General features: G+C 54.7%; 23 protein-coding genes and 1 riboswitch. Of the genes, 13 read left to right on the forward strand and 10 right to left on the reverse strand.

Annotated features, from left to right (window positions below):
• Positions 1–2 precede the first annotated feature (2 nt).
• The 4 genes from ACFSO0_RS14905 to ACFSO0_RS14920 form a co-directional block, all read right to left on the reverse strand.
• Positions 3–323, reverse strand: a complete 321-nt coding sequence (locus ACFSO0_RS14905; protein WP_376881563.1) for a hypothetical protein — start codon at positions 321–323, stop codon at positions 3–5.
• A gap of 128 nt (positions 324–451) precedes the next feature.
• The gene (locus ACFSO0_RS14910; protein ID WP_376881565.1) at positions 452–970 is read right to left on the reverse strand and encodes an isoprenylcysteine carboxyl methyltransferase family protein; all 519 of its coding nucleotides are present in this window, start codon (positions 968–970) and stop codon (positions 452–454) included.
• A 5-nt stretch (positions 971–975) separates the two neighbouring features.
• Complete coding sequence (locus ACFSO0_RS14915) at positions 976–2,043, reverse strand: type III polyketide synthase (RefSeq protein WP_376881566.1); 1,068 nt, start codon at positions 2,041–2,043, stop codon at positions 976–978.
• A 111-nt stretch (positions 2,044–2,154) separates the two neighbouring features.
• Positions 2,155–3,405, reverse strand: a complete 1,251-nt coding sequence (locus ACFSO0_RS14920) for an MDR family MFS transporter (RefSeq protein WP_376881567.1) — start codon at positions 3,403–3,405, stop codon at positions 2,155–2,157.
• 290 nt (positions 3,406–3,695) lie between these two features.
• Between ACFSO0_RS14920 and ACFSO0_RS14925 the strand changes: the two genes are divergently transcribed.
• From ACFSO0_RS14925 to ACFSO0_RS14935, 3 genes are all read left to right on the forward strand, one after another.
• The gene (locus ACFSO0_RS14925; protein ID WP_376881569.1) at positions 3,696–4,340 is read left to right on the forward strand and encodes a GGDEF domain-containing protein; all 645 of its coding nucleotides are present in this window, start codon (positions 3,696–3,698) and stop codon (positions 4,338–4,340) included.
• Positions 4,341–4,544: 204 nt separating this feature from the next.
• Positions 4,545–5,162, forward strand: a complete 618-nt coding sequence (locus ACFSO0_RS14930) for a DUF47 domain-containing protein (protein ID WP_376881570.1) — start codon at positions 4,545–4,547, stop codon at positions 5,160–5,162.
• Positions 5,155–6,174 (forward strand): inorganic phosphate transporter, encoded by a 1,020-nt coding sequence (locus ACFSO0_RS14935; protein WP_376881572.1) that lies wholly within the window; start codon positions 5,155–5,157, stop codon positions 6,172–6,174. Before ACFSO0_RS14930 ends, ACFSO0_RS14935 begins: the two co-directional genes overlap by 8 nt.
• A gap of 89 nt (positions 6,175–6,263) precedes the next feature.
• Here ACFSO0_RS14935 and ACFSO0_RS14940 read toward each other — a convergent pair whose 3' ends face one another.
• The 3 genes from ACFSO0_RS14940 to ligD form a co-directional block, all read right to left on the reverse strand.
• Positions 6,264–6,503, reverse strand: a complete 240-nt coding sequence (locus tag ACFSO0_RS14940; protein ID WP_376881573.1) for a hypothetical protein — start codon at positions 6,501–6,503, stop codon at positions 6,264–6,266.
• Positions 6,504–6,631: 128 nt separating this feature from the next.
• Positions 6,632–7,432, reverse strand: a complete 801-nt coding sequence (gene lgt, locus ACFSO0_RS14945; protein WP_376881575.1) for a prolipoprotein diacylglyceryl transferase — start codon at positions 7,430–7,432, stop codon at positions 6,632–6,634.
• 67 nt (positions 7,433–7,499) lie between these two features.
• On the reverse strand, positions 7,500–8,360 hold the full coding sequence (ligD, locus tag ACFSO0_RS14950; RefSeq protein WP_376883203.1) for a non-homologous end-joining DNA ligase: 861 nt from the start codon (positions 8,358–8,360) through the stop codon (positions 7,500–7,502).
• A 191-nt stretch (positions 8,361–8,551) separates the two neighbouring features.
• Between ligD and ACFSO0_RS14955 the strand changes: the two genes are divergently transcribed.
• From ACFSO0_RS14955 to ACFSO0_RS14970, 4 genes are read left to right on the forward strand one after another with little or no spacing between them, the layout of a single operon-like run.
• Positions 8,552–10,162, forward strand: a complete 1,611-nt coding sequence (locus ACFSO0_RS14955) for a spore germination protein (protein ID WP_376881576.1) — start codon at positions 8,552–8,554, stop codon at positions 10,160–10,162.
• Complete coding sequence (locus tag ACFSO0_RS14960; protein WP_376881577.1) at positions 10,159–11,319, forward strand: Ger(x)C family spore germination protein; 1,161 nt, start codon at positions 10,159–10,161, stop codon at positions 11,317–11,319. Before ACFSO0_RS14955 ends, ACFSO0_RS14960 begins: the two co-directional genes overlap by 4 nt.
• The gene (locus tag ACFSO0_RS14965) at positions 11,316–11,552 is read left to right on the forward strand and encodes a hypothetical protein (RefSeq protein WP_376881578.1); all 237 of its coding nucleotides are present in this window, start codon (positions 11,316–11,318) and stop codon (positions 11,550–11,552) included. Before ACFSO0_RS14960 ends, ACFSO0_RS14965 begins: the two co-directional genes overlap by 4 nt.
• Positions 11,553–11,565: 13 nt before the next feature.
• Positions 11,566–12,924 carry a GerAB/ArcD/ProY family transporter gene (locus tag ACFSO0_RS14970; RefSeq protein WP_376881580.1) on the forward strand — a complete coding sequence of 453 codons (1,359 nt, stop codon included), beginning with the start codon at positions 11,566–11,568 and terminating at the stop codon, positions 12,922–12,924.
• A gap of 42 nt (positions 12,925–12,966) precedes the next feature.
• Here ACFSO0_RS14970 and ACFSO0_RS14975 read toward each other — a convergent pair whose 3' ends face one another.
• Positions 12,967–13,926, reverse strand: coding sequence for an ATP-dependent DNA ligase (locus tag ACFSO0_RS14975; protein ID WP_376881582.1), 960 nt, complete (start codon positions 13,924–13,926; stop codon positions 12,967–12,969).
• Positions 13,927–14,197: 271 nt separating this feature from the next.
• On the opposite strand from ACFSO0_RS14975, the gene ACFSO0_RS14980 reads away from it, so the two are divergent.
• From ACFSO0_RS14980 to ACFSO0_RS15000, 5 genes are all read left to right on the forward strand, one after another.
• Entirely contained in the window at positions 14,198–14,530 is a 333-nt protein-coding gene (locus ACFSO0_RS14980) for a DUF1904 family protein (protein ID WP_376881583.1), read from the forward strand.
• 439 nt (positions 14,531–14,969) lie between these two features.
• Positions 14,970–16,283 carry a nucleotide sugar dehydrogenase gene (locus tag ACFSO0_RS14985; protein ID WP_376881584.1) on the forward strand — a complete coding sequence of 438 codons (1,314 nt, stop codon included), beginning with the start codon at positions 14,970–14,972 and terminating at the stop codon, positions 16,281–16,283.
• A 24-nt stretch (positions 16,284–16,307) separates the two neighbouring features.
• On the forward strand, positions 16,308–18,185 hold the full coding sequence (locus ACFSO0_RS14990) for a glycosyltransferase family 2 protein (protein ID WP_376883205.1): 1,878 nt from the start codon (positions 16,308–16,310) through the stop codon (positions 18,183–18,185).
• A gap of 42 nt (positions 18,186–18,227) precedes the next feature.
• On the forward strand, positions 18,228–19,997 hold the full coding sequence (locus ACFSO0_RS14995) for a polysaccharide deacetylase family protein (protein ID WP_376881585.1): 1,770 nt from the start codon (positions 18,228–18,230) through the stop codon (positions 19,995–19,997).
• A gap of 26 nt (positions 19,998–20,023) precedes the next feature.
• Positions 20,024–21,100 (forward strand): glycosyl hydrolase family 18 protein, encoded by a 1,077-nt coding sequence (locus tag ACFSO0_RS15000; protein WP_376881586.1) that lies wholly within the window; start codon positions 20,024–20,026, stop codon positions 21,098–21,100.
• Positions 21,101–21,184: 84 nt separating this feature from the next.
• Here the strand turns inward: ACFSO0_RS15000 and ACFSO0_RS15005 are convergent, their stop codons facing one another.
• Positions 21,185–21,355 carry a hypothetical protein gene (locus ACFSO0_RS15005; RefSeq protein WP_376881587.1) on the reverse strand — a complete coding sequence of 57 codons (171 nt, stop codon included), beginning with the start codon at positions 21,353–21,355 and terminating at the stop codon, positions 21,185–21,187.
• A gap of 33 nt (positions 21,356–21,388) precedes the next feature.
• Positions 21,389–23,170, reverse strand: coding sequence for a phosphomethylpyrimidine synthase ThiC (thiC, locus tag ACFSO0_RS15010; protein ID WP_376881589.1), 1,782 nt, complete (start codon positions 23,168–23,170; stop codon positions 21,389–21,391).
• A 152-nt stretch (positions 23,171–23,322) separates the two neighbouring features.
• Positions 23,323–23,435, reverse strand: a riboswitch (TPP riboswitch).
• A 245-nt stretch (positions 23,436–23,680) separates the two neighbouring features.
• On the opposite strand from thiC, the gene ACFSO0_RS15015 reads away from it, so the two are divergent.
• Positions 23,681–24,562, forward strand: coding sequence for a cation diffusion facilitator family transporter (locus tag ACFSO0_RS15015; RefSeq protein WP_376881590.1), 882 nt, complete (start codon positions 23,681–23,683; stop codon positions 24,560–24,562).
• Positions 24,563–24,609 lie beyond the last annotated feature (47 nt).

The following is a 24,609-nucleotide window of genomic DNA, read 5'->3' on the forward strand; positions in this document are numbered from 1 at the left end:
GTCTACTCGGCGTATTGCTTCAAACGTTCTCTTGCCAGTTCGACGTCCATGTCGACCTGAAACAGCATATGCAGGTTGCTGGTAGTCATGAGGCTGCGTCTGGCGGCATGAAACAGGACTGGCTTGTGTTCCTTGACGACCGTCATGATTTCCACGACGGGCGGCACGACCTGTTTGATCCGCAACAAGCTTTGCAGGTAGCGGTGCAGCTTCTGAATGGCTCCCGGGTCGTCCAGGTTGGGGATGGTATCGATGAGCTCGAAAAAGTCCCGGATGATCACGCGCCTGGTCTCCATCGGTGCGGCAATAGATGTTCGTTGCATGGATGTCACCTCACTGGTAAAAGTAGAGTATTCTATCTTATCCTCTTCCTTTCTTGGGACAGACGTAAACCTGAAAATGAAAAAAGTCTTGGCTATCGCAGGATGGCCAGGACTTTTTGCGTTGGGCACTACTTTTTTGGCGCATAGACGGCCTGTTCCTCGATCGGGATGCGTACGCGCAGGAGAAGCCAGGCGTTGAGCAGCGAAAAGGAAAACGCCGTGAGAGCAGCGCCAAACGTCATCGGCAGAGCGAACAGCTCGATGGCGACGACCAGGTAATTGGGATGGCGCATGAACCGGTACGGACCGCGTCGGACAGGTGGGGAGCCGGGCAGAACCATGATACGCGTGTTCCAGCGGTTGCCAAGGCTCCAGATGCACCAGTACCGCAGCAGCTGGGCAAGCAAAAAGGCGGAAAAATACACCTGCCACCCGGAAGGTAGCGAGCCGGGAGACGGGGCTGTCGTCACTTCCCCGATCAGGCAGGCGAAGAACAGCACATGCAGGAGGACCAGATAGATGTAATGTCCGGCACCGATTTCATAGCCTCCCAGCGAGCGGATAATGCGGGCATTCCGCGCTGCCAAAAGCAGCTCGAAAATGCGCTGCAACAGAAGCGAAGCGAGGACAATCCAAAACAATAGCATCGGCTTCACCTCGCTTCCAGCAGCAGCATTTCCGAGCTGAACCCGGGTCCCAGTGCGGCGAGCAGTCCCAAATCTCCGGCCTCCCAGTCCTGCTCCATGCTCTTTTCCAGTACGAAGAGAACGGTTGGCGATGACATGTTGCCGAAGCTGTGCAGAACTTCCGCAGACAGGCGAGTCGCGTCCGCGGACAGTCCCAACGACCGCTGATAGGCCGTGAGCACCTTGGCCCCACCGGGATGGAAAAGGAAATGGCGCAGGCGGTCCACAGACGTCTGGTGCGGAGAGAGAAAGCGGTCGACGTTGTCTTTCATCGACTGCAAAATGAGAGTGGGAATGTCGCGGGAAAAGACGACCTTCAATCCCGGCTCGGTCAGCTCCCAGCCCATGACGTCCAGCGTATCCGGCCAGGTCGTGGTCCGCGCCGCACGAAAACGCAGGCGGGTCGGACGACTAGCACTAGAGCGGACATCATCACCTTCCACGAGTACAGCGGCAGCTCCGTCGCCAAACAGGCATGTGGCGACCAGATTGCTTTTGGACATGTCCTGCCGGATAAAGGTCAGGCCGCACAGTTCCACGCTCAACAGCAGCACGCGGCGATCCGGATAGGCCTGCGTGTACTCGCAGGCGCGGGACAGTCCCATGGCACCCCCGGCGCATCCCAGCCCCCAGAGCGGTACGCGCGTGACGTCAGGGCGCAGCCGCAAGCGGTTGACCAGCCGGGAATCCAGGCTCGGGGTGGCAATACCTGTGCTGGATACGAACATGAGGCAGTCGATGTCCTCTGGTGCCAGACCGGCTTTCCCCATGCATTTTTGCGCGGCTTCGGCGGCCAGCTCAACAGCGTTTTCTACATATAACCGATTTTTTTCGGCAAAGGGGCGCTCTTTCTCATACCAGTCCAGCGGCATGCAAAAATGACGCTTGCGAATCTGGCTGTTTCCGAATACGCCAAGCAGCCGGTCAATGTCCGGATAGGCAACCTGAAACAAACGGCGGGCCAGCCGCATCGATTCCTCCTGGGAGACTTCATGGGGAGGGACAGCGGTGGCGACGGCTTCAATACGGGACATTCCTTCCACACTCCCGTCAATTGGTAAGTATGTCTTAGTTTGTCCCTTCCATTTCGTTCCAATTCATGTTTCTCATAGTTGCAGGCTTACCCAAAAGAAAACAGAAACAGCTTAGGTGATGGACACCGTATGTGGTTCTTCGGCTGCAGGCTTGGAAGAAGCAGCGTTCACCGCTTTTCGGACGAAGCGGCTTTGGCATAGCCCGCCGGCGAGCAACAAGACGCCAAGCAACGAAAACCAGAAAGCTCCGCCCATGCCGCGAAAGGCAACGGCTCCGACAGACGGGCCAAAGGTGCCGGTAATGCTCCAGTTCGCACCGAAAACAGCGAAGTAACGTCCTCTGTGTTCTTCGGGAGCCATGACCGAGATGGCTTTCTGAATTTGCGGACCGTACAGCATCTCGCCGATGGTAAACATTGTCTCGGCGATGATGAGGGCGAGCAGGCCGGGTGCCCAGCCGTAGCCGAAGCCGACACAAGCGAGGAAGCCGTAGGCGATGAGGATGACCCGATGCGGGGGGAAGCGCTCGGCGAGCTTGGCGATGACGATCTGACAACAAACGACGAGAATGCCGTTGATGGTGATCAAGGTCGCAAAGACGGTCAGAAAATCATCGAACTTGGTGCGCAAATGCTGCGGCAAGATGATCTCCACCTGCGAATAAAGCAGCGAGACGGGCACGGCGGCCAACGTCATCCAGATCAAAGTCTGATGCTCCGACCATTTCAGCCGGGGAGCAGGCTTGCTTCCGGGTTCCCTGGCTGCCCGTCTGCGCTGCTCGGCAGGCAGTGTCTCGGGGATCTGCCAGAGGATCAGGAAACAGTAAACGAAGAGCATCAGCGCACAGATGCCGAAAGCGATGCCGGGATTGATCTTGTACAAGGAGACTCCGATCAGAGGACCGGCAGCGGCTCCCAGGTTCAAGGCCGTATGAAGCAGCGCAAACACTTCGCTGCGCTTCTCCTCGGGCACGATATCCGTCACTTGCGCGCTGGCAGCCGGCCAGAACAGCGAAGAGCCCACTCCGTTGACGATCGTCAGCAACGCAAAGGCAACGAGCGACTCCGCCCAGATGTAGCCCGCCATGGAAACGGCTTCAATCAGCAGCGCAGCGACCATCAGCGGTTTTCGCCCATACCGGTCAGAGAGGCTGCCGGCAAAGTAGCCGGCGATGATGCTCGTCAGCGGCTGCAGGCTCGTCACCATTGCCGCCAGCAGCAGGTTGTTGTCCAACCTGTCGTACAAGTAAAAGGCGAGAAACGGCCGGAGCATGAAGCCGGCAAACGTAGTCAGAATGGTACCGATGACGCGGACCCAGATCGCTCTGTCATAACGGGCGACAAGGTTGTGCAGCCATATCATTCAGCTAATTCCCCCTTATCGATAAAAGATATTTTTGTAAGTATAGATGACAGTCATATAAAAAGAAAGAGGGTTGGGGTTAATGTGAATAGTCAGTTTATTGTACAAGCCACAGCCAGTTCAGGAGAACGCAAATTGGTCTGACCAGAGCATATTAAAACTTGATCTCAAGAGAAAACATAGGTAAAATATCCCTTAATGCATGATTCTAGACCTATATATTAAGCTGTGATAATGAGTCTTGTGCTCAGAGGTGCGATGTTGTTTACATGGACCGGAGGGGGATTTCTTTGGATTCACGCTGGGTCGGATTGGGAGTATCCTGTCTGATGATTGGAGTCTGGCTGTTTGCGTTTGGAATGCGGGTAAGTCAGACCAGTGCCGTTTTCGTGTCAGGCGCGGCTTTCCTGCAGCTGGCAATCGGGTATCGCGTCGGCCAGTATATCGACTGGTTGCGGCATATGGCCGATCACGATTCGCTGACCGGGGTGCTCGTCAACCGCCGATTTGTGGCGAGGTTGAATCAAGAGGTGGAGCTGGCTTGTAGAACCAAATACCCAGTCACTTTGTTGTTTATCGATTTGGACAATTTTAAAAAATACAATGATCGCTACGGTCATCTGGAGGGCGACAAGCTCCTGCAGGAGTTCGCGGGAATGCTGAAGTCGTGCGTGCGCAAACAGGACGCCGTCGGCCGCTGGGGCGGAGAGGAGTTCGTCGTGCTGCTGCCGCATACGGATACGAACAAAGGAGTGGCAATCGGGGAGCGAATCCAGAACCAGACTCGTCAGCAGCTCTCCGGCGTGACCGTCAGCATCGGCGTGGCGTCATTCCCGCTGCACGCTGCAGACGCGTTACAGCTGACAGAGAAAGCGGACAGCCTGATGTATGAAGCAAAGAAAAAGAAAGACTGCATGCTCGTCGCACAAAATTAGAGAACAGAACGGGCAGCTGCGCGAACACTCGTGCCAGAACAGGGAAACGGGTGTTTTTTGTTGGGACAGGACTGCTTTACAAAAACTTAATATTTATTTAATGAAAAATACATATACTTTCGCTTGTTTTCAAATTTACGTTCACATTAATGTTCGATATAATCGTCTAGGTGTGATTTTTCCAAAGGAGTGACTAGAGGACGTATGTTTAAATCAAACAAGTATATCTTCTTCGATCTGTTTGAACAGCAAATTGCCAATGTTCACAAAGGAACACATCTGTTCTACGAGATGATAGGCAACTATCAGGATCTGGAAGAGAAAGTAAAGGCGATCAAAGCTGTTGAGAAAGAAGGGGATGCAATCGTTCGTCAGATTATGAACGAACTGAACTCCACATTTATCACTCCGCTCGAACGCGAAGACATCCATCTGTTGGCACACACGATGGATTCGATGATCGACTACATCGATGGAGTGGCAGACCGCATGTACCTCTACCAGGTCCGTCAGCCCGACCCGCGCGTTCTCGCCCAAGCCAACATTCTCGTAAAATGCTCGGCCAAGCTGATTGAACTGATCCGCACCTTGCGCAAGCTGGATCACAAGGTGGTTGCCAAGATCGCAACGGAGATCAAAGACCTGGAGCACGAATCCGACTCCAACTACCGCAAGATGGTTTCCGATCTGCTGAATGCTCCGGATGCGAATCCGATTGAAGCGATCAAGCTCAAAGAAATTTACGACAAGCTGGAGGACTGTGCGGACTTTGCCGAGGATGTATCCAATCTGGTAGAAGGGATCGTGTTAAAGAATGCCTGATCTTTCGCCAGAGGTGATTATTCTCGTTCTTGTCGTCATCATGGCGCTTGGGTTTGACTTCATCAACGGCTTTCATGATACCGCGAACGCGATCGCAACGTCCGTCTCCACCCGCGCATTGAGTCCGCGCACAGCCATCATTCTTGCTTCTGCATTCAATCTGATCGGGGCGCTGACGTATACCGGCGTGGCCAAGACGATCGGGGGAAAAATTACCGATCCGTTCAAGCTGGAAAACGGCCTCGTTGTCGTTCTTGCGGCACTTACCGCCGCCATCCTGTGGAATCTCATCACGTGGTGGTTTGGTATTCCGAGTTCTTCTTCTCATGCGATTATCGGCGGTGTAGCCGGTGCTGCGGTAGGTGCTGCAGGATTTGACGCGATCAATTTGGAAGGCTTCCTCGATATTGTGGAAGCGCTGATCATTTCTCCGATTGTTGCTTTCGTCGTTGGCTTTATCGTCATCAAGCTCGTCTCCTTGCTGGTCGCGAGCATGGCGTATCACCGGACGAACCGCAGCTTCCGGGCTTTGCAAGTTCTCTCTGCCTCCTGGCAATCCTTCAGCCACGGTGCGAACGACGCCCAGAAAACGATGGGGGTCATTACACTGGCGCTGCTCTCCGGCGGTTTCCTGCATCAAGCTCCGGGAGAGTTCACCATTCCGATCTGGGTCAAGCTGTCCGCTGCCATCGCCATGGCGCTGGGAACGTCGATCGGCGGCTGGCGCATCATCAAAACGATGGGCGGCAAGATTATGAAAATCAAGCCGATCAGCGGGTTCTCCGCAGACCTGTCTTCCGCCCTCATCATCACCATTTTTACAGCGCTCAAACTGCCCGTCAGTACGACGCATGTCATCACCTCCTCCATTCTCGGGGTAGGGGCGTCCCAAAAGCTGAACGCAGTGAAATGGGGGTTGGCTGGCCGGATCGTTGTGACATGGGTGATTACCTTGCCCGTGACCGCACTGCTTGCAGCTTCCTGTTATGTCGTTTACGACGTCTTTCTGTAAAAAATTCATTCACGCTTTTGTTACATGACGAAGACACCTGACGCGGGACAAGCCGTGAAAGGTGTCTTTTCTTATCCGCTATGCCGGACTTAAGCGGAACCAGTCAAGCGCGCCCACAAGCCTGGCTTCGGGCGTATTTGCACGAGCCGAATGGCGGAGAGGGGGATGTAATCCAGCGAGCCATCCGCTTCCTCGAGCAATATACCGCTCGGGCCGAAATCGTACAGCTTCCCGTCCAGACAGGGAGCGAGACCGGCGCCGATCATGCCCGGAGCGAAGTGGATGCGCACCGGGCGGTCCAAATACTCTTCCAAAATATCTTCGTCCATAATCTTCTCTCCTTTGCTTTATCCGCAGCCGTTTTCACCAGTTTACCCAGCTTTGCGACAATTCAGACGAGAAGGGCGAAAAAAATGCGCCCCTTTTTTGTAAAGGGACGCTGCGTGCAATCACTGCATTATTCCATCGTATTGTGCGACTCATTGCGGGACTGTTTGCTTTTGCGGGCAAAGATGAGCATCAGGATCAGCCCGAGCGCAACCAGCGTCAGACTCACGAGCTGTGCCACACGCAAGGTGTCAGCGATGAGCAGGCTGTCGGTGCGCATGCCTTCAATGAAGAATCGCCCGATGGAGTACAGAATCATGTAGCTGAACAAAATTTGTCCGTCGAACTTTTTGAAGCGATAGAGCATGATCATCAAAACCGCGAACACAACGAGATTCCACATCGATTCATACAGAAACGTCGGATGGTAGTATTGACCGCCGATGTACATCTGGTCTCGGATAAACGCGGGAAACTTTTCCATGAACTCCGCAGTGGCCGGACCGCCATGCGCTTCCTGGTTGATGAAGTTGCCCCAGCGCCCGATCGCCTGACCGAGAATGACACTCGGCATCATCACGTCTGCCAGCTTCAGGAACGGCAGGCTGTGCTTGCGGATGTACCAGGTACCGGCGAGCACACCGCCGATCAGCCCGCCGTGAATGGCGAGACCGCCTTTCCATACCGCGATGATGTCCATCGGGTTGGTCTTGTATTGATCCCATTCAAATGTCACATAGTAGAGGCGGGCGCAAATGATTGCGGCTGGAATAATCAGTACGACCATGTTCAGGATGTGATCGGCATCGATGCCTGAACGTCTGGAATTGTACCGGGCGAGATAAGTCCCCAGAAAAAAAGCCAGTCCCATAATGATGCCGTACCAGTGAATCTTTAAGGGCCCGATTGCAATCGCTATCGGATCAATCATGAATGTTCCTCCTTGCCTCAAAAGGTCTCTGCACAGTATAGCACAAACAGGAGCAAGGATTCAAAATTCACGATCTTCTCCGCTGCAAAAAGGAGAGGATGGCGTCGAGAGAGGAACGCCTGCGTGGAGCGGATACGGCGGCAAACAGGTCACCTTTGGCCCGGAGCCGGCCAGGCACGCTGTAAACGGTGAAATCGGTCGGGTGAATATGCGGCACTTCTTCCCAGGCCAGCGGAGTGGAAACTGTCGCGTGAGCACGCGCCCGCGTCGAGTAGGGCGCAGGCAGCGTCTTGCCGCGCCAATGCTGCAGGTAGTCGATGTACAGCTTCGTTCCGCGGTTTTTGATCAGCCGCTCGATCGTGAGCAGCTGCGGATGCTTGCTGACCAGGTAGGAAGCGATGAAATGGCCGACTTCACGGGTTTGTTCAAAGGTGTAGCGCAGCTCGATCGGCACGTAGATTTGCAGGCCGCTGGCACCAGATGTTTTCACGAAGGAGGGGAGGTTCAGCTCATCGAGCAATTCCTTCAGCAGCAAAGCCGCTTCGGTCACGACGGAAAAATCGTCTGTAGAAGGGTCGAGGTCAAAGACCAGCTCGGTCGGGATCTCATCGCAGGCGCGGTGGAAGGAGACATGCCACTCCAGCGCCGCCTGATTCGCCATCCAGATGAGCGTCGCCTGATCGTTGCACATGACGTAGCGCGTATTTTCCCACAGGCTCGTCCGAATCCAGGGCGGAGCGTACACGGGAACGTTTTTTTGAAAAAAGTGCTTGCCGCCGAGCCCGTGCGGATAGCGAATGACGGTCAGCAGCCGGTCTTTTGCATAGGCGAGAAGAGGCGCGGAGACTAGCAATAAATAACGAATGTAGTCCAGCTTCGTCACCCGGGCGTCGGGCCACAACGGCTTGTCCGGATTGGTAATTGCCATGGTCTGGCCATCTAAGGTCAGTTCATACTCTGTCAATCCTGCAGGCAAGTCGGGCACCTTCCTTCCAGTCAGACGTTGCCCCTACTATTTTTCGCAGAACGCATCGCTATCCGCGGAAAAGTCTCCCTGTATACATACAATCTGGCCGTCTTAACCATAATACGGATATATTGTCGATGGCTGGTGAAGAGATGAAATTTCCGAAAAAAGAAAAAAACCGGTTACAAGAGCTGATAGAAAGCACCGGCGTCTGCAGTCTGACTGAGCTCGAGGGAATTCCTTTATTCCCTGATCTGCATGACAACATCGCTTTTTTGAACAACTTGTTCTCGGATTGCTCCGACTTCGTCATCCGCGAATTCAAGCAGAAAAACAGCGTGTGTGCCGTCGCCGTGTTTGTGGACGGACTGATCAACACAGAAGAAGTAAACGATGCGTTGAAGACGCTGATGGTGATGGAAGAAGGGGCGGCGGACATCAAGGTCATCGAGGAGGCGTTGCTCCCGGTTTCGCAGATCGCCAAAGTCGACGATTACAAAAAGCTGCTGCTGTCGGTGCTTGGCGGGGACACCGGCATCCTCGTGGATGGAAATACCAAGGCGCTCACGCTCGGGCTTCGCGGTGCGGAGAAGCGCTCCGTCAATGAGCCGGAAGGGGAGGTCGTCGTGCGCGGTCCCCGGGAAGGCTTTATCGAAAACATCCGCACGAATACATCGATGCTCCGACGCAAGCTGAAGACCCCCCGTCTGAAACTGAAATCGCTGGTGGTCGGCAGGGAGACGAATACGAACATCGTCGTGGCATTTCTGGAAGGGATCGCTGACCCGCAGGTCGTCGAGGAAGTGACCAGAAGAATCAGCAACATCGACATCGATGGGATACTGGAGAGCGGGTATATTGAGGAATTAATCCAGGATAGCGTGTACTCGCCATTTCCGCAGGTCAAATATACCGAGCGGCCAGACACAGTGGCCGCCTGGCTGCTGGATGGGCGAGTCGCCATTTTTGTCGACGGAACCCCGATGGTCCTGATGGTGCCGGTCACGTTCTGGATGCTGCTGCAAGCGAGTGAAGACTACTACGAACGCTTCGAGATGTCGACGCTCGTGCGTTGGCTGCGCTATTTGTTCGTGTTCATCTCTTTGTTGACGCCAGCCGTTTACGTCGCCATCACCACCTTTCACCAGCAGATGCTCCCGACCACGCTGCTGCTTACCGTGGCGGCAGCCCGCGAAACGATCCCTTTTCCGGCGATTGTGGAGGCTCTCCTCATGGAGGTTGCGTTTGAAGCGCTGCGGGAAGCGGGGATACGCCTGCCCAAGACGGTCGGCCAGGCCGTCAGTATTCTCGGCGCACTGGTCGTCGGTCAGGCGGCGGTTCAGGCGGGGATTGTCTCTGCGCCGATGGTCATCGTTGTTTCCGTCACAGGGATCGCCTCCTTTACGATTCCGCATTTTAATGCTGCGATCTCGCTTCGGATGCTCCGTTTTCCAATCATGATCGCCGCTTCGATTCTGGGAATCTACGGTATATTGATTATGCTTCTCATCATCGTGGGGCATATGGCGAATCTTCGCTCGTTCGGCGTGCCGTACCTCTCGCCGATCGCTCCTTTGTCGGTATCGGATCTGAAGGATGTCTTGATCCGCTCGCCCTGGACAGAGATGGAAAAACGCCCGAGCTTTGTAGGGACCCCAGATGCGCGCCGAATGGATGCTGGCTTTGCCAAGGGGCTTCAACAGGGCGGAGGGGAGGAGGGGGTTAATGGGAACAGTGATTCAAACGGGGAGGGAAACTCGTGAAGCGCCTGGCACTGGTATGCACGATTGCACTTGGTATGCTGGCCGTCGCCGGCTGCTGGGATCGCCGCGAAGTGAATGACATGGCGATTGTCGTTGCTTTGGGCATTGACAAGGAACCAGATGGCAAGTATCGCCTGGCTGTCCAGGTCCCCCTCGTCAGCAGTCTCGGCGGCCCGTCCGGCGGAGTGGGCGGAACGAGCGGCGACAAGGCGTACTACGTCGATTCGGATGTCGGCGTTACCATCCGCGAAGCAAACAACAGGATTCAGTCCCGCATGTCCCGACATCTGTACTACGCCCACCACCGGATTGTCATAATCGGCGAGCAACTGGCAAAGGAAGGCTTCAGTAAGTCTCTGGACATTATTTCCCGCTTTCCGGAGAACCGGTTGACTGCCTACATCGTGATGACGAAGGGGCGGGCAGTCAGCCTCCTGCAGGCGAAGCCGCAGTTTGAACGCTTTTCCGGGGAGGCGATCCGTGAACTCGTGAAGGCGGAGACGATCCCCGTCACCATCAAGGATATTTCCCAAATGCTGAATACACCTGGGACAGATGCCTATTTGCCGATTTTTGAAGCGGTAGACACCCATCCGAAGGGAAAATCCAAAGAAATCGAAGCCCAGGGAATTGGCGTTTTTCGGGGAGACAAGCTCGTCGGTACGTATTCTTCGGAGGAAGCAAAAGGACTTCACTGGTTTCAACGTGCGTTTACCCCTTTTTCCACATTGCTGAATCTGGGGGACGGACAGCGGCTCAGCGTTTTCTACCAGAATGGAAAAGCAGATATTGAGCCGGTCATTACGAAAGGAAAGGTACATTTTAACATCCGGGTGTCCGCATCGGCGACGATTGTGGAAAATTTGAGTAACTACGATTTGGCGAATCTCAACGTCAATGAAATGATCGAGAGCAAGCTGGCAATGGACATCACGAACAGCATCCAGAAGATTTTCGATCGATCGAAAAAACTGCGCTCCGATACGATCGGGCTTGGCATCGCGCTGGCCCGCCATTTTCCGAATGCGTGGCAAGGCAACTACCGGGATCGTTGGGATGAAGAATTCCCACGGGTTACCTGCACGATCAAGAGTAAAGTCCAGATCACGACCGTGGGCCAGACGACAACGGATATTACAAAGGAAGATCCTCGATGAATCGACTGTTTCTGCTGATTTATTGCATCGCCTTTCTCGTCAGGGTGATCGCCTTTGTGCGGCACCGAAAACGAATGCCCGGCAAGCAGCAAGTGGTCATGTGCACGTTGTACGTATTGACGATCTTTGTTTTTGCGGCACTGCAATTCCAGCATGCCGAGTTGCTCCCTGTTAGTCATTTCCTGAATGGCTTGTCTCCACAGGTCAAAATGTGGGTGGATCAGCTGCAGTAGAGGAGGGAACCGAATGATCCACAAGCAAGTAGTCAATCACCGGCAGATCGCCTGGATGGTCGGAAGCGTGCTGCTGACAGGAATGCTCATCTCTTTTTTTCGCTCTGTCACGGAGATCGCCAAAATGGATGCCTGGTTTTCGCAGGTGTTGCCTGTCGGTTATGCGATGCTGGTCGCCTACGTCCTGGCGGAGATGACGCGTGCCTATCCCGGGAAGAACATGTTCGAAATTATTTTCATCGTGTTCGGAAAATGGGCAGGCGGAGTCGTCAATTTCGTGCTGCTCCTCTACTTCTGGATCATCCTCACCCTCGAAATCAAAGGGGCAACCAAGTTTTTCCACGCCACTCTGCTTCCGCAAACGCCTGTGGAGATCACGCTGCTCGTTCTTGTGCTCATGATCATGTACTACGGAAAGACGAGTCTGGAGGTAGCGGCGAGGGTCAATGAGATGTACTTCCCTGTCTTTTTCCTGCTGGCGATGGCGATGTATGTGATGCTCTCCAACGAGTACAGCATTGAGCGCCTCGAACCGATCCTGAACACCAGCCTGACGCGAATTTTCATCAGTAATTTCATGACGGTCGGTATATATGGAGACATTTTGCTGTTCGGCGCTTTTCTGCATGCGTCGACCCAATCGAGGCTGTTTTTTGCCGCATTGAAGCACGGCATTCTCATCGTCGGTTTCGTTGCCACCATCCTGTTGTCCATCCTGCTGGGCGTGATGGGGTACACGATCGCCAGTCGGCTCAACTTTCCGCTGTTCATTCTCATCCAGCAAATCCACTTCACCGACTTTTTGGACCGGGTCGAGATTGTGTTGTTCAGCATCTGGTTTCCTGCGTTCGCGATCAAGGTCATCGTCACGTACCTGGCGTTTCTCGTGGGCCTCGGATCGTTTGGCGGACAGGCGAACTATACCGTGTTCAACTTCCCGGCAGGCTGGTTCATCATCGCTGCTTCCCTGTTCGCGTTCCGGTGCATCCCCGATCTGGATGAGTTTCTTAGTTACAGCCTCCCGCCGATCGTCCTCATCCTGCAGATCCCCCTGTTGCTTGTTTTGTATATCAAATCGCGGATGTCCCGGAAAGAGTCGGAGCAAGCATGCATCCAGGAAGGAACGAAACTGTACCGATTTTACAGGTATTGCGTCTGGCTGGGGAGGATCGCAATGACCGCCAGCGTTCTTACGATCATCATCGGCAGCCTGCTATTGAACAAGTCCAAAATGGGTGGAATCATCACGGCGATTTGCTATGTCGTTTTCTTCTTTTTGGCTCTTTTGGCCAGCTACGCCGAGATGCAGGCATTGAATCACGGAAAACAAAAGCTGAGCAGGAAAAAGAAACCTGGGTCTTTCCGGCAGTAGAGGAATTGCGCCGGTTGTCGCCGGCATTCAGGCGGGCATTTCCTATATAGAATGGGGTTCTGTGCCGGGTTCACGCACGCACTGATCCGGCGGGAGGTCAACGAATGCCTGTATGCTGGGCTGGCGCAATGTCCCGCTTTCGGTCCACTCTGCAAAATTCACTTTCACGGCGAGCTGTGGCAAAAGCCAAATGGCCTCTTTTGCCCTCGCTGGTTTATGGAGAAAGGGCATCTCCTGCCGGACTAACGGGATGATCCGCTCTGTCAGGGCCAGCCAATCCTGCCGCGTCAATGTACCGGCACCTGCATGACCGATGTAGTGAAGGGCCCCGTCTGCGCGGTAGTGGCCGAGAAGGAGAGAGTTGACCACGTTATCCCGGATCGTAACGCCGCCGACAACAGCGATGGTGTCCTGGTAGTTTTTTTTCTTTTGCCACGCTTTCTCTTTTCCGCCGATGACGTATTTGCTGTGCACATTTTTCATGACGATGCCTTCCAGACCATGCTGCCGGATGACATCGAACAGGGCATGTCCGTTCGGCTGGCAAGACACCAACTGAATGCGGTCATTGGGAACAACGATCTCGGAGAGGATGCGGAAGCGCTCCTCGAACGGGTAATCCGTTATCCATGCTTCATCCACGAAGAGCACGTCAAAAATCATGTAGGTAACAGGGACAGCCTGCTGCACCTGGCGCACCTTTTCCAGACGCCTGATGCCGTCGCGCCGCATTACTTCGCGAAACGACGGCTTCCCGTCTGCTCCCAGCGCGATGACTTCTCCATCGAAAATGACAGAGCGTACCCGGCCGTATTCGCGCATGTCGGTCATTTCGGGATAATGATAGGTTCGTTCATGCAGCCTGCGATTGTAGAGGCGTGTCTGTTGTCCGTCATAGTAGGCAAGCACTCGCACGCCATCCCATTTTACCTGGGCGATCCAGTCCGGTCCTTGCGGGATGGACTCGCAGTTGATTGGTTCCATAGGAATAAGGGGCTTCATGGTTCACCTCGGCGCAAAGGAATTACGCTGCTCTCGACAGTTCTTATGGACGTAATATGCCATGTTTTTTGAAAAGCATGCGACTCTCTTTCCTCTGCCAAAAGCTGCATTCACGAGCTGGACAGATTCGCTGGTATAGCCATTCTATTTTTATTTTCACTATTATTAATACAAATTTAATTGATATACAATTCTTTTGATGCTTATAATGGCTGTAGTATCGTATTTTTCGTCATGATTGCGATCATGTACAGGGAAAGAAGGAATTGTCTTGCCGTTTCTTCGATTTAAGGGCTTTGAGAAAGAGTGGCTGCAAACGGTTTCTCCCGTCATTGTGAAAGAATTTGCCCAACTAGCGGAAGTTGCGGAGGAAAAAGTAAAGATCGAGCTGCTGCATGCCGAACCGATCACGAATAGCCCGCTCTCGCTGGAGATACTCATGTTCGAGAGAGAGCAGAGGAAGCACGATGCGATTGCCCGTGCGATTCACGACATTATCAGTCCGTACGGCTACGGGAATACCCATATTTTCTTTATCTTGCTGTCTCCTTCCCTTTACTACAAAGAAGGGCTGCCGCTTACGGCGAAGTCCATCCGCGAGTGAAAAGAGGTCGAGTCTCCCCACGGGGCTCGGCTTTTTTTGCTTACCTCACAACATTTCATCCCGATTGCGCGATGTCGAATGGCTAAGAGGAATGGGTATAATTACCTATTATATTTTATTGTTCGGATATTTTTTTGGTACGATATTACTAAAAAATAAGAATAAAACTCATGCATTAAGGACTTAATTCCTATAAAATGAAGATGCGATAGAACAAACAGGATCGTCTGTCACGGACAGCACGGAACTCGCGCTGGCCAGCGAGATTGCGTCCCGGAGACAGAAGGTCGAGAACAACCTATTGAGTCGGCTCAAACTGTCCATGTCCCGTACGGCCAAATCTGCTCCGAAATCAGGCAGGCCGCGGCCCAAAACGGGGAGAGACAGTGTTCGGGTTCAGCCTGTATTTGCACAACTGGTGAGGGGAGACGAGGAGGACATGAACCTGTATGAAGCAATTGTCAATCGTCAGGCAAAAATCGCGGTCGTCGGACTTGGCTACGTGGGGCTTCCGGTAGCTGTTGCGCTTGCGGAAAAAGCGGAGGTGCTCGGCTTTGACGTAAATCGTCAGAAAGTGCGGGATTTCCGCCGCGGAATTTGCACGGACGGGAGCGTCGAGGAGGAGCGCCTGCGGGCAACTGCCATCGAGTTTACCGATGATCCGGCGAGGCTCAGCGAAGCGCGTTTCTTCATTGTAGCCGTCCCGACTCCGGTCAAAAGCGGCAATGTTCCTGACTTGCGCTACGTGCAGGAGGCGACAGGGATGGTGGCGAGGCAAATGCCAAAAGGTTCTGTCGTCGTCTTTGAATCGACGGTCTATCCGGGCGTGACGGAAGAAATTTGCGTGCCCATTCTGGAGAGCGAATCCGGCATGAAGTGCGGCCGTGATTTCAAAGTCGGCTACTCGCCGGAACGCATTAATCCGGGCGATCCGGTTCACCTCTTTGAAAACATTGTGAAAATTGTCTCGGGAATGGATGAGGAGACGCTGGACATTGTCGCGCGCGTATACGGACTGGCTGTGCAGGCCGGTGTGTACCGCGCAGAGAGCATCAAGGTGGCCGAAGCGGCGAAGGTGGTCGAAAATGCGCAGCGCGATATCAACATTGCGTTTATGAACGAGCTCGCCATGCTCTTTCATCAGATGGGGATCAACACCAGGGACGTTTTGCAGGCAGCCGGCACGAAGTGGAACTTTCTCAAGTTCTCCCCTGGACTGGTTGGCGGGCATTGCATCGGGATCGATCCGTACTATTTGACGTACAAGGCGGAGGACAGCGGCTACCGCTCGAAAATCATCCTCGCCGGACGCCATATCAACGACGGCATGGGCAAGTTCGTGGCGGAACAGATCATCAAGACCGTCGTTCGCCTCAAGCTCGATGTGGAGCATGTGAAAATGGGCATACTGGGGCTTGCCTACAAGGAGAACTGTGCCGACATCCGCAACACGAAAGTGACGGACATCATCAACGAGCTGCAAGAGTACGGGATCTCCCCGCTTGTCGTAGACCCGCTGGTCAATCCGCAGCAGGCGTATGAGGAATACGGTATCGAACTGTCCGCCATTGACGCTCTGCGAGACTTGGACGTCGTTGTCGTCGCTGTTCCCCACACGCTGTTTGCGCGCATGACCGTCGATGACTATGCGGCCATTTTCGGGAACCGCCCGAAAAAAGTCATGTTCGACATAAAAGGAGTCTACTCTCGTGACAGTTTCGAGCGCAGCGGCTATCATTACTGGAGCTTGTAAGTTCGATGGGAGTGGGCGACCGTGATTCTGAAGAAAAAGAAGAAAAGTGTCCCGGGGGAAGAAGTCCTCACTGTCTCCCGTAGTGACCGCAGGCTGCTGTCCAACGTGCCCGATCCCGAAAATATCCGGACCAAGGCGGATCGCAGAGGCGTCAGGGAAGATCAGGTAAGGCGCGGCAATCTGGCCGATCCGGAATACTTGGACAAGCTGCGCATGCTAAGCCTGCGATATACGGCAGACTTTGAGGTCGTGATCTATCCCCGGCGGCAGAAGAACAAGGGCGGATGGAAGGGGCGCGCAGTCGACATTTCTTCGACGGGAATCCTGGTGGAATTCGGCCCTGCGGTCGCGGAGCATGTCGCGATCGGAAAAATGCTCCGCATTCACTGTGAAATCCCGCCGGGTACGATGCCGGAAGGGTTTGAACTGTCCGTCAACATCGACGCGACCGTAGTCCGTTCGTTCACCAAAGTAGAAGGCGAACAGGAGAAGCTGATGGTCGCCTTTGAATTTGCGAGACCGTTGACCGTGTATTTTCAAAAGAAACGGTGGGGCTATGCCGTCTATACATCGAGCACGCTGCTTCTGGTGGCGTCTCTTCTCATTATGCTGATGCGGGCCGAGAGCATCGTGTACTTCAAATACAATGCCCTGCTATACCTGTACAGCCTGACCTCGGCAGCGTTCCTGCTGACGCGCTATCTGTTCGGAGCTCTCTATCGGGATGTGCCGATCAATCCGGATTTCACACCGGGGGTGTCGATCATCATCCCGTGCTTCAATGAAGAGAAGTGGATTCACCGAACGATTGTCAGCTGTGTAAATCAGAACTATCCGATCGACAAGCTGGAAGTCATTGTGGTGGACGACCGCTCCACGGACAAATCCGTCGAACAGATCGAAAAAATCATCTCCTTGATCCACAAAGAGGCCGAGCGATACAAGACGAGGGAACGCGTGCGAATGCACGTCCTCGAACAGAACGGCGGGAAACGGGTGGCGCTCGTCAAAGGCGTGGAGATGGCCAGACACGATCTGGTCGTATTCGTGGACTCGGACAGCTTTCTGGAGCCAAACGCCATCCGCCATCTGGTACAGCCCTTCCAGGACCCGAAAATGGGCGGCGTCGCCGGGCGAACCGATGTCGAGAACAAGTTTACGAATTCGATTACAAAACTGCAGACGGTGCGCTACTACATTGCCTTTCGCATCATGAAAGCCGCCGAAGCGTGGTTTGACAGCGTGACATGCTTGTCCGGGCCGCTCTCCTGTTATCGCAAGGAGCTGATTGTCCAGCATGCCGAGGCATGGCTGACGCAAACGTTCCTTGGACAGCCCGCGACGTTCGGCGACGACCGGAGCATGACCAACTTTATTTTGAAAACGCACCGCACGTCGTATCAGGATTCGGCAATCTGCTCCACTATCGTGCCTTCCGACATGGGCGTTTTCCTGAAGCAGCAGATGCGCTGGAAGCGTTCGTGGCTGCGCGAATCGCTGCGGGCGAGCGCGTTCATCTGGAAAAAGGAGCCGTTCATGGCGCTGTTCTTTTACATCGGAGTGATCGTCCCCATCGCCGCTCCGGTAATCGTGTTGTACAATCTGATGTACGTGCCGGTCGTTCATCACGTTTTTCCCGCTACGTTTTTGCTGGGATTGTTTTTGATGGCTCTGCTCATGAGTTTGGCTCATCTGCTGTATCGCAAGAGCAAGCTGTGGGTCTTCGGGGTGGTCTTTTGCGTCTTTTATGAGTTTGTCCTGTTGTGGCAGATGCCGATTGCCTGGTTCACTTTCTGGAAATCGACCTGGGGGACGCGGGAGACACCGCAAGATATCGAGGCACGACAACGCAAAGAAGCCCGCAAGCAAAAGGGCAAGAGAGGCTTCAGGCTGCCATTTTAGCCTTCGCGCAGCGAGATTCATGGAATGTGGGGGGCAGCGAATATGAGGGGAAAACGAAACCTCGCCCTGGATGTGAAAAGGAAAAACCGCAGGAAAGTCAGACGGACGATTTTGCAGTTCGCCATTTTGCTGATGGTCGGAGGGTTGCTGTACCACGCTGTTTTTGATACGAAACATTACGCGGCAGCGAACTCGGCGGAGTGGCGCAACGACAAAGGGTTTATTGCCATTTCCTATTTCGGCGTCGGAAGAGAGGGGACGTCGAGGCTCATCGCCAAGGACCGTCTGGACGAGCAGCTTCGTGCCTTGAGGCAGCAGGGGTACGAGACGATTTCCCAGCAAGATATTTTGGATTTTTACCTAAAGGGCAAGCCGCTCCCGGACAAGGCGCTGCTATTGGCTTTCGAGGACGGCCACGCCGACACGCACCTGTTCGTCCAGCCGCTGCTGGAAAAGTACAATTACAAGGCGACGGCTCTGACCTATGCCAACAAGATGAGCAGCTACGACAACAAGCTGTTGCAGCCCAAAGATTTGCTGAACATGCAGGAGACCGGCTACTGGGAACTCGGCACAAATGGCTATCGGCTGACCTATATCAACGTGTTTGATCGCGCCGGCAATTTTTGGGGGGTACGAGATGAAGATCAGCTGCCTTCCAAGGGGAACATCGCGACCTACAACCACTACCTGATGGACTTCATCCGGGACAGCAACATGATCCCTGTCGAGGATCGGGCGCAGATGGAAGCGCGCATTACAGCGGACTACAACCAGATGAAGGAGATTTACACCAGCAGTCTCGGCTTCGTCCCGCGCCTGTACATGATCATGCACGCCAATACGTTGTACAAGGGGATGAACCGACTGGTCGCCGATGTCAACGATGCGAATATTCACCAGCTGTTTGCCATGCATTTCAACCGCGAAGGCTTTGCCTACAATACGCGCAAGGACAACCTCTACGACTTGACGAGGGTGCAGCCGGAACCATACTGGCACACGAACCATCTGCTGATGAAGCTTCAGGAGGATACACAACAGAAGATGAAGTTCGTTCAGGGAGCCGAGCAGCAGGCAGCGCAGTGGCAACTGCTCGGCGGCGCAGGAGAATTTGCAGGCAACCAGATCGTGCTCACTTCGCCGCCCGGAGACAACGGGTTGCTGTATTTGAACAATTCTTCCGACAGCCGGGATTTGCAGGTGTCGACCAAGCTGGAGGGCAATGTCGTCGGGGAGCAGGCGATCTACTTGCGGTATGACCGGAAACAGGGCTCTTTTGTCCGGGTAGTCTTGCGCGACAATGTGCTGGCCGTCGAACAGAAAAAGCCGGGAAACCCGCGCGTGGAGCAGCTGTATTCCGCCCCGTTGAATGAAGTGAAGTGGAATCCGGATGAGTTGATTTACGACCGAGCGACTGTCTACTCCAAAGCAGAGGCGGTGGCAGGCGGCCCGATCGAGGACGCAGGCTATCCTGAAAGCATCCAGAATACCCGGAAGCTGGACATGATGCTGCAGGGTGACAAGCTGACGGTTTCTGTGGATGAGAAAGTCATCGTAAACGGGCAAACTGTCGACAGCGCCATCGCAAGCGGCGGCGTCGCACTGGAAGCATCCAGCAGCGAAAAAAACAAGAAGGACAACATTTACGATGGCGTATTTACAGACGTGAGTGTCACAGCGCTGGCAAAAGATGCTGCGGGCGAGGGCGGCGTGCTGTTTCATAATACGTACACCGGCCTTGAAAAAGTGTGGAACGAGATCAAGCAAGTGCCATCCGCGATCATTGACTGGGTGATGGATACATTTTGAGCAGAGGGAAAAGGGGTACGAGACAGGTGACAGAAAAGAACGGTACGCGAAGGAAATGGATGCCGCTGGCCGTGTCCATGGCGGTGCTGTGCTTGTTGGCGGCAGGATGTGGCACAGACCATGCGCCGGATACGATAAAAACCGTGGCGGCAGCCGAACAGCCTCTGGAGAAAACCGCCTGGGTAGTCGATTGGCAATGGCGGGCAGGAGCCGACGATCTGCAGGGAATGACAAGCGGTCTGACGAGCGTCCAGATGTTCGCGGCCTATTTCGACGAGTCGGACAACCTGTTGTTTACGGAACGGTTTCAGCAAGGGCTGCCCATCGTGCAGGAGATCTCCCGCAAAAGCAGTCTGGTGCATGTCGATCTGACGATTGTCAACGACCAGCTGCGCCGCGACGGTTCGACCCAGCAAAAAGACCCGGCTGTCGTCTCGCGGCTGCTGGCGACGCCGGAGAGCCGCAAAAAGCACATCGATCAAATCATGGCGGCCGTGACCACCTATGATTTTCATGGTGTCGAGATCGACTACGAGCAGATTGCCGACCAGGACTGGCCCCGCGTGCTCGCCTTTTACAGGGAGCTGTACCAGCGTCTGCACGAACAGGACAAGACGCTCAGGGTAGTTCTCGAGCCGCGCACGCCGATTGAGAATATCTCGCTGCCGGAAGGGCCGGTCTACGTGATGATGGCGTACAACTTGCACGGCCCGCAAGCCGGTCCTGGACCGAAGGCGGATCGGGCTTTTATCACAGAGTTGGCGAAGCGGATGAAAAAGGTGCCGGGAGAAAAAGTCATTGCCCTGTCAGCAGGCGGGTTTGACTGGCCGGAAGCGGGCGGGGGGGAGGTCGCCGCCCTGACGGAGAAACAGGCGTCAGAGCTGGCGAACTCGAGCCTGGAGATGCCCAGAAGGGACAACGCGAGCGGGAGCCTGCACTTTCAGTACCTCGATGCAGACAACCGCAAGCACACAGTTTGGTACGCAGATGATACGACGCTCCAGACATGGGCAAATCTCGTCCGGGAAGAAGGCTACCGCAAGATTGCCCTCTGGCGGCTTGGCGATCTGGGCAAAGGCAGCGTGCGGTTCATGAACGAATAAAAAATGAGCAAAAAAGGGGCGTCTTCAAGGCAAAAGTCGACTTGTAAGACGTCCCTTTTTCGCGTTATCCGCTCTTGTCACCGGCTAGTAGTACAAACTTTCCGTAAGCAAGCATTTCTCACAGGTGCGGGCGAGCAGGCCCTCGCGGAACGAATGCGCGCAGTTTTGCTGCAGCAGGAGCAGCTGGCGCTGATGCTCCAAAATGGCCTTTTGCAGGCGCAAAATTTCCTCGCGCAGCCGGATTGCTTCCTCCATGCGGCACTCCTCCCTTTGCCGAAAAGTGGGATGTTACAAATACAGGCGGTTTCCCTCCGAACGAAACTGTTCGGCTTTTTCCTTCATGCCTTCCTTGAGTGCTTCCGCGTCGGTCAGTTGCTTCTCTTGCGCGTATGCCCGGATATCCTGGGTGATTTTCATGCTGCAAAACTTCGGTCCGCACATGGAGCAAAAATGCGCCGACTTCGCTCCTTCTGACGGCAGTGTCTCATCGTGGTACTCGCGGGCGCGCTCCGGATCGAGGGAGAGGTTGAACTGGTCGGTCCAGCGAAATTCAAAACGTGCCTTGGACAAGGCATCGTCGCGCTCTCTTGCGCGCGGGTGGCCTTTTGCCAGGTCAGCGGCGTGGGCTGCGATTTTATAGGCGATCAGTCCATTCCGGACATCCTCCTTGTTCGGCAGGCCGAGATGCTCCTTGGGCGTCACATAGCAAAGCATGGCGGTGCCGAACCAGCCGATCATGGCGGCTCCGATGGCTGACGTGATGTGGTCGTAGCCGGGCGCGATGTCTGTCGTCAGCGGCCCCAGCGTATAGAAAGGCGCTTCGTGGCAGATGGTCAGCTGCTTATCCATGTTCTCTCTGATCTGGTGCATCGGAACGTGACCTGGTCCTTCGATCATGACCTGAACATCGTAGCTCCAGGCGATTTTTGTCAGCTCGCCCAGCGTCGTCAGCTCGGCAAACTGCGCTTCGTCATTCGCGTCAGCGATCGACCCCGGCCGCAAGCCATCTCCCAACGAGACGGCGATGTCATACTGCTGCAAGATTTCGCAAATTTCTTCAAAGTGCGTGTACAAAAAGTTTTCCTCGTGATGGGCGAGGCACCAGGCGGCCATGATGGAACCGCCCCGGGAGACGATGCCAGTCACGCGCCTTGCCGTGAGCGGGATGTATCGCAGCAGCACGCCGGCATGGATGGTGAAGTAATCCACCCCTTGCTCCGCTTGCTCGATCAGGGTGTCCCGGTAGATTTCCCAGGTCAGATCCTCTGCCTTTCCGTTCACCTTTTCCAGCGCCTGATAGATCGGGACAGTCCCGATGGGGACGGGGCTGTTGCGCAAGATCCATTCGCGCGTCGTATGAATGTGCGGCCCCGTGGACAAATCCATGATCGTATCGGCACCCCAGCGGGCAGCCCGGATCATTTTTTCCACTTCCTCTCCGATGGAGGAGGAGACGGCAGATGTCCCGATGTTGGCATTGACCTTGACGTGGAAGGAGCGGCCGATAATCATCGGCTCACTTTCCGGATGGTTGATGTTGGCCGGAATAATGGCGCGGCCCTGTGCGACTTCTTCCCGCACGAATTCGGGGGAGACCCCTTCCCGCAGCGCGACGAATTCCATTTCCGGGGTTACGATCCCACGTCTCGCGTAGTGCAGCTGAGTTACGGCCCGGCCTTCCCTGGCGCGCAGCGGTCGTTGTCCCGCCTTGGGAAATACAGGGTACTGTCGGGCGGCAGCCCCGCCTTTGAGCCCGTCGTCCAATGGCTGCACGGGACGTCCCTCGTACGCTTCCGTATCCTGCCGCGCTGCAATCCATGGCGCGCGCAGCGACGGGAGCCCTTTTTGCAGGTCGGGGACAAAATGTGGATCTGTGTACGGGCCGCTGGTGTCGTAGACGCGCAGCGGCGGATTCGGAACTTCGCCGTGCGTACCTTTCGACGGATGCAGAGCAATTTCTCTCATCGGCACCTGGATGTCAGGCGTGCTCCCCGGCAAATAAACTTTGCGGCTGCCGGGGAACGGCTCGACGGGTGAAAGAGTGAGTGGGGAGTTGCTGGTTTTGGACATAAGAAAACCTCCTTGTCATGGTTGCACAGTGCGTGAACCTTGCGGGGAGGCGAAAGAATCCTCGCGCTACGAAAAAGCGCCGCATGGGAGCATGCGACGCCAGACGCGAGAGAAGGACGAATACGGGTACCCTAAAGAATACGCAGTATTGATCCTGCCGTATATGACAATTCCTCCGCTGGCATTACCCAGTTCAGGTTCAACGGTCGACAGCAGAACAGCCGTCCTCTCAGCCTGGTTTTCCCAAGCTCCCGTGCTCATTTTCATTTTGCTTGACAGCAACAGCATACCGATTTCCATTTCCTTTTTCAAGCAAAAGTTTGACAGAAAGATTGTAGGCGTGCAACACATTTTCCCCCTTCCTATAGTCGTGAACCGGGCTAAAACTGTTTCTGTAGACCCACTCGAACATCGTCTGTTACGATGAGGGTCGGATATGGCAGACAACAGGAAGCGTTCTTTTTTCTATCTGCGAATGTTCGACAACTGGGATTTTTGAGGTGATGGCTTGTGGATGTGTACGCGAATATGAAGCAAGGGGAACGTGGAGCATGGGTCAGTATTATTGCCTATGTATTCTGCTCGGCGTTGAAAATAGGAATCGCCGTCCTGGCTGGCTCCGAAGCGTTGATGGCAGACGGTTTGAACAACTCGACGGATGTCATCGCCTCTGTCGCCGTCTTGATCGGGTTGCGCATTTCCCGAAAGCCGCCGGACAAGGACCACCCGTACGGTCATTTTCGGGCAGAGACGATCTCTGCGCTTATCGCGTCTTTTATCATGCTGTTCGTGGGGATACAGGTGGTGACGGATGCGGTTCCGTCTCTCTTTCATCCGGTTCATGCGGCTGTGGACATGCTGGCGGGGTGGACGGCGCTCTTTACGTCTGCTCTCATGTACGGCGTCTACCTCTACAACAGGTCGCTGGCAAAGAAGACGAACAGCCAGGCGCTGATGGCGGCAGCGGCAGACAATCGCTCGGACGCGTTGGTCAGCATCGGGACATTCGCCGGGGTGGCGGGCGCACAGTTTCAATTGCATTGGCTGGACCCGCTGGCGGCATTCGTCGTCGGGCTGATGATCCTGAAGACCGCCTGGGATATATTCCGGGAGTCGACGCATCGGCTGACGGACGGCTTTGACCAGGACCTGCTGCAGCAGCTGCGCGGCACCATCTCCGGGATCGCCGGGGTGGAAGAAATCAGCGACATCAAGGCCCGCTACCACGGCAGCAGCGTGCTCGTGGATGTCGTCATCCACGTCGATCCGGAGCTGAACGTCGTCGAGAGCCACACCATCACCGAGAAAATCGAAGAGCGGATGAAAAGGGTACACAAAATCAATACGGTGCATATTCACATTGAGCCGATCAAGAAAGCGATACAGCGATAACAAAAAACCTGTCCGGGGCATGGACAGGTTTTTTCTGTCGCAGTATG

Source organism: Brevibacillus sp. GCM10020057, assembly GCF_042683565.1.
Lineage (GTDB): Bacteria > Bacillota > Bacilli > Brevibacillales > Brevibacillaceae > Brevibacillus.

Bases quoted from the DNA above. Each gene is read 5' to 3' on its own strand.
- thiC (WP_376881589.1), bottom strand. From the start codon at position 23,170: ATGTCCAAAACCAGCAACTCCCCACTCACTCTTTCACCCGTCGAGCCG.
- ACFSO0_RS14935 (WP_376881572.1), top strand. From the start codon at position 5,155: ATGCCTGATCTTTCGCCAGAGGTGATTATTCTCGTTCTTGTCGTCATC.
- ACFSO0_RS14905 (WP_376881563.1), bottom strand. From the start codon at position 323: ATGCAACGAACATCTATTGCCGCACCGATGGAGACCAGGCGCGTGATC.
- ACFSO0_RS14930 (WP_376881570.1), top strand. From the start codon at position 4,545: ATGTTTAAATCAAACAAGTATATCTTCTTCGATCTGTTTGAACAGCAA.
- ACFSO0_RS14970 (WP_376881580.1), top strand. From the start codon at position 11,566: ATGATCCACAAGCAAGTAGTCAATCACCGGCAGATCGCCTGGATGGTC.
- ACFSO0_RS14915 (WP_376881566.1), bottom strand. From the start codon at position 2,043: ATGTCCCGTATTGAAGCCGTCGCCACCGCTGTCCCTCCCCATGAAGTC.
- ACFSO0_RS14965 (WP_376881578.1), top strand. From the start codon at position 11,316: ATGAATCGACTGTTTCTGCTGATTTATTGCATCGCCTTTCTCGTCAGG.
- ACFSO0_RS14985 (WP_376881584.1), top strand. From the start codon at position 14,970: ATGAACCTGTATGAAGCAATTGTCAATCGTCAGGCAAAAATCGCGGTC.
- ACFSO0_RS14920 (WP_376881567.1), bottom strand. From the start codon at position 3,405: ATGATATGGCTGCACAACCTTGTCGCCCGTTATGACAGAGCGATCTGG.
- ACFSO0_RS14940 (WP_376881573.1), bottom strand. From the start codon at position 6,503: ATGGACGAAGATATTTTGGAAGAGTATTTGGACCGCCCGGTGCGCATC.
- ligD (WP_376883203.1), bottom strand. From the start codon at position 8,360: ATGGCAATTACCAATCCGGACAAGCCGTTGTGGCCCGACGCCCGGGTG.
- ACFSO0_RS15005 (WP_376881587.1), bottom strand. From the start codon at position 21,355: ATGGAGGAAGCAATCCGGCTGCGCGAGGAAATTTTGCGCCTGCAAAAG.
- ACFSO0_RS14910 (WP_376881565.1), bottom strand. From the start codon at position 970: ATGCTATTGTTTTGGATTGTCCTCGCTTCGCTTCTGTTGCAGCGCATT.
- ACFSO0_RS14955 (WP_376881576.1), top strand. From the start codon at position 8,552: ATGAAATTTCCGAAAAAAGAAAAAAACCGGTTACAAGAGCTGATAGAA.
- lgt (WP_376881575.1), bottom strand. From the start codon at position 7,432: ATGATTGATCCGATAGCGATTGCAATCGGGCCCTTAAAGATTCACTGG.
- ACFSO0_RS14975 (WP_376881582.1), bottom strand. From the start codon at position 13,926: ATGAAGCCCCTTATTCCTATGGAACCAATCAACTGCGAGTCCATCCCG.
- ACFSO0_RS14995 (WP_376881585.1), top strand. From the start codon at position 18,228: ATGAGGGGAAAACGAAACCTCGCCCTGGATGTGAAAAGGAAAAACCGC.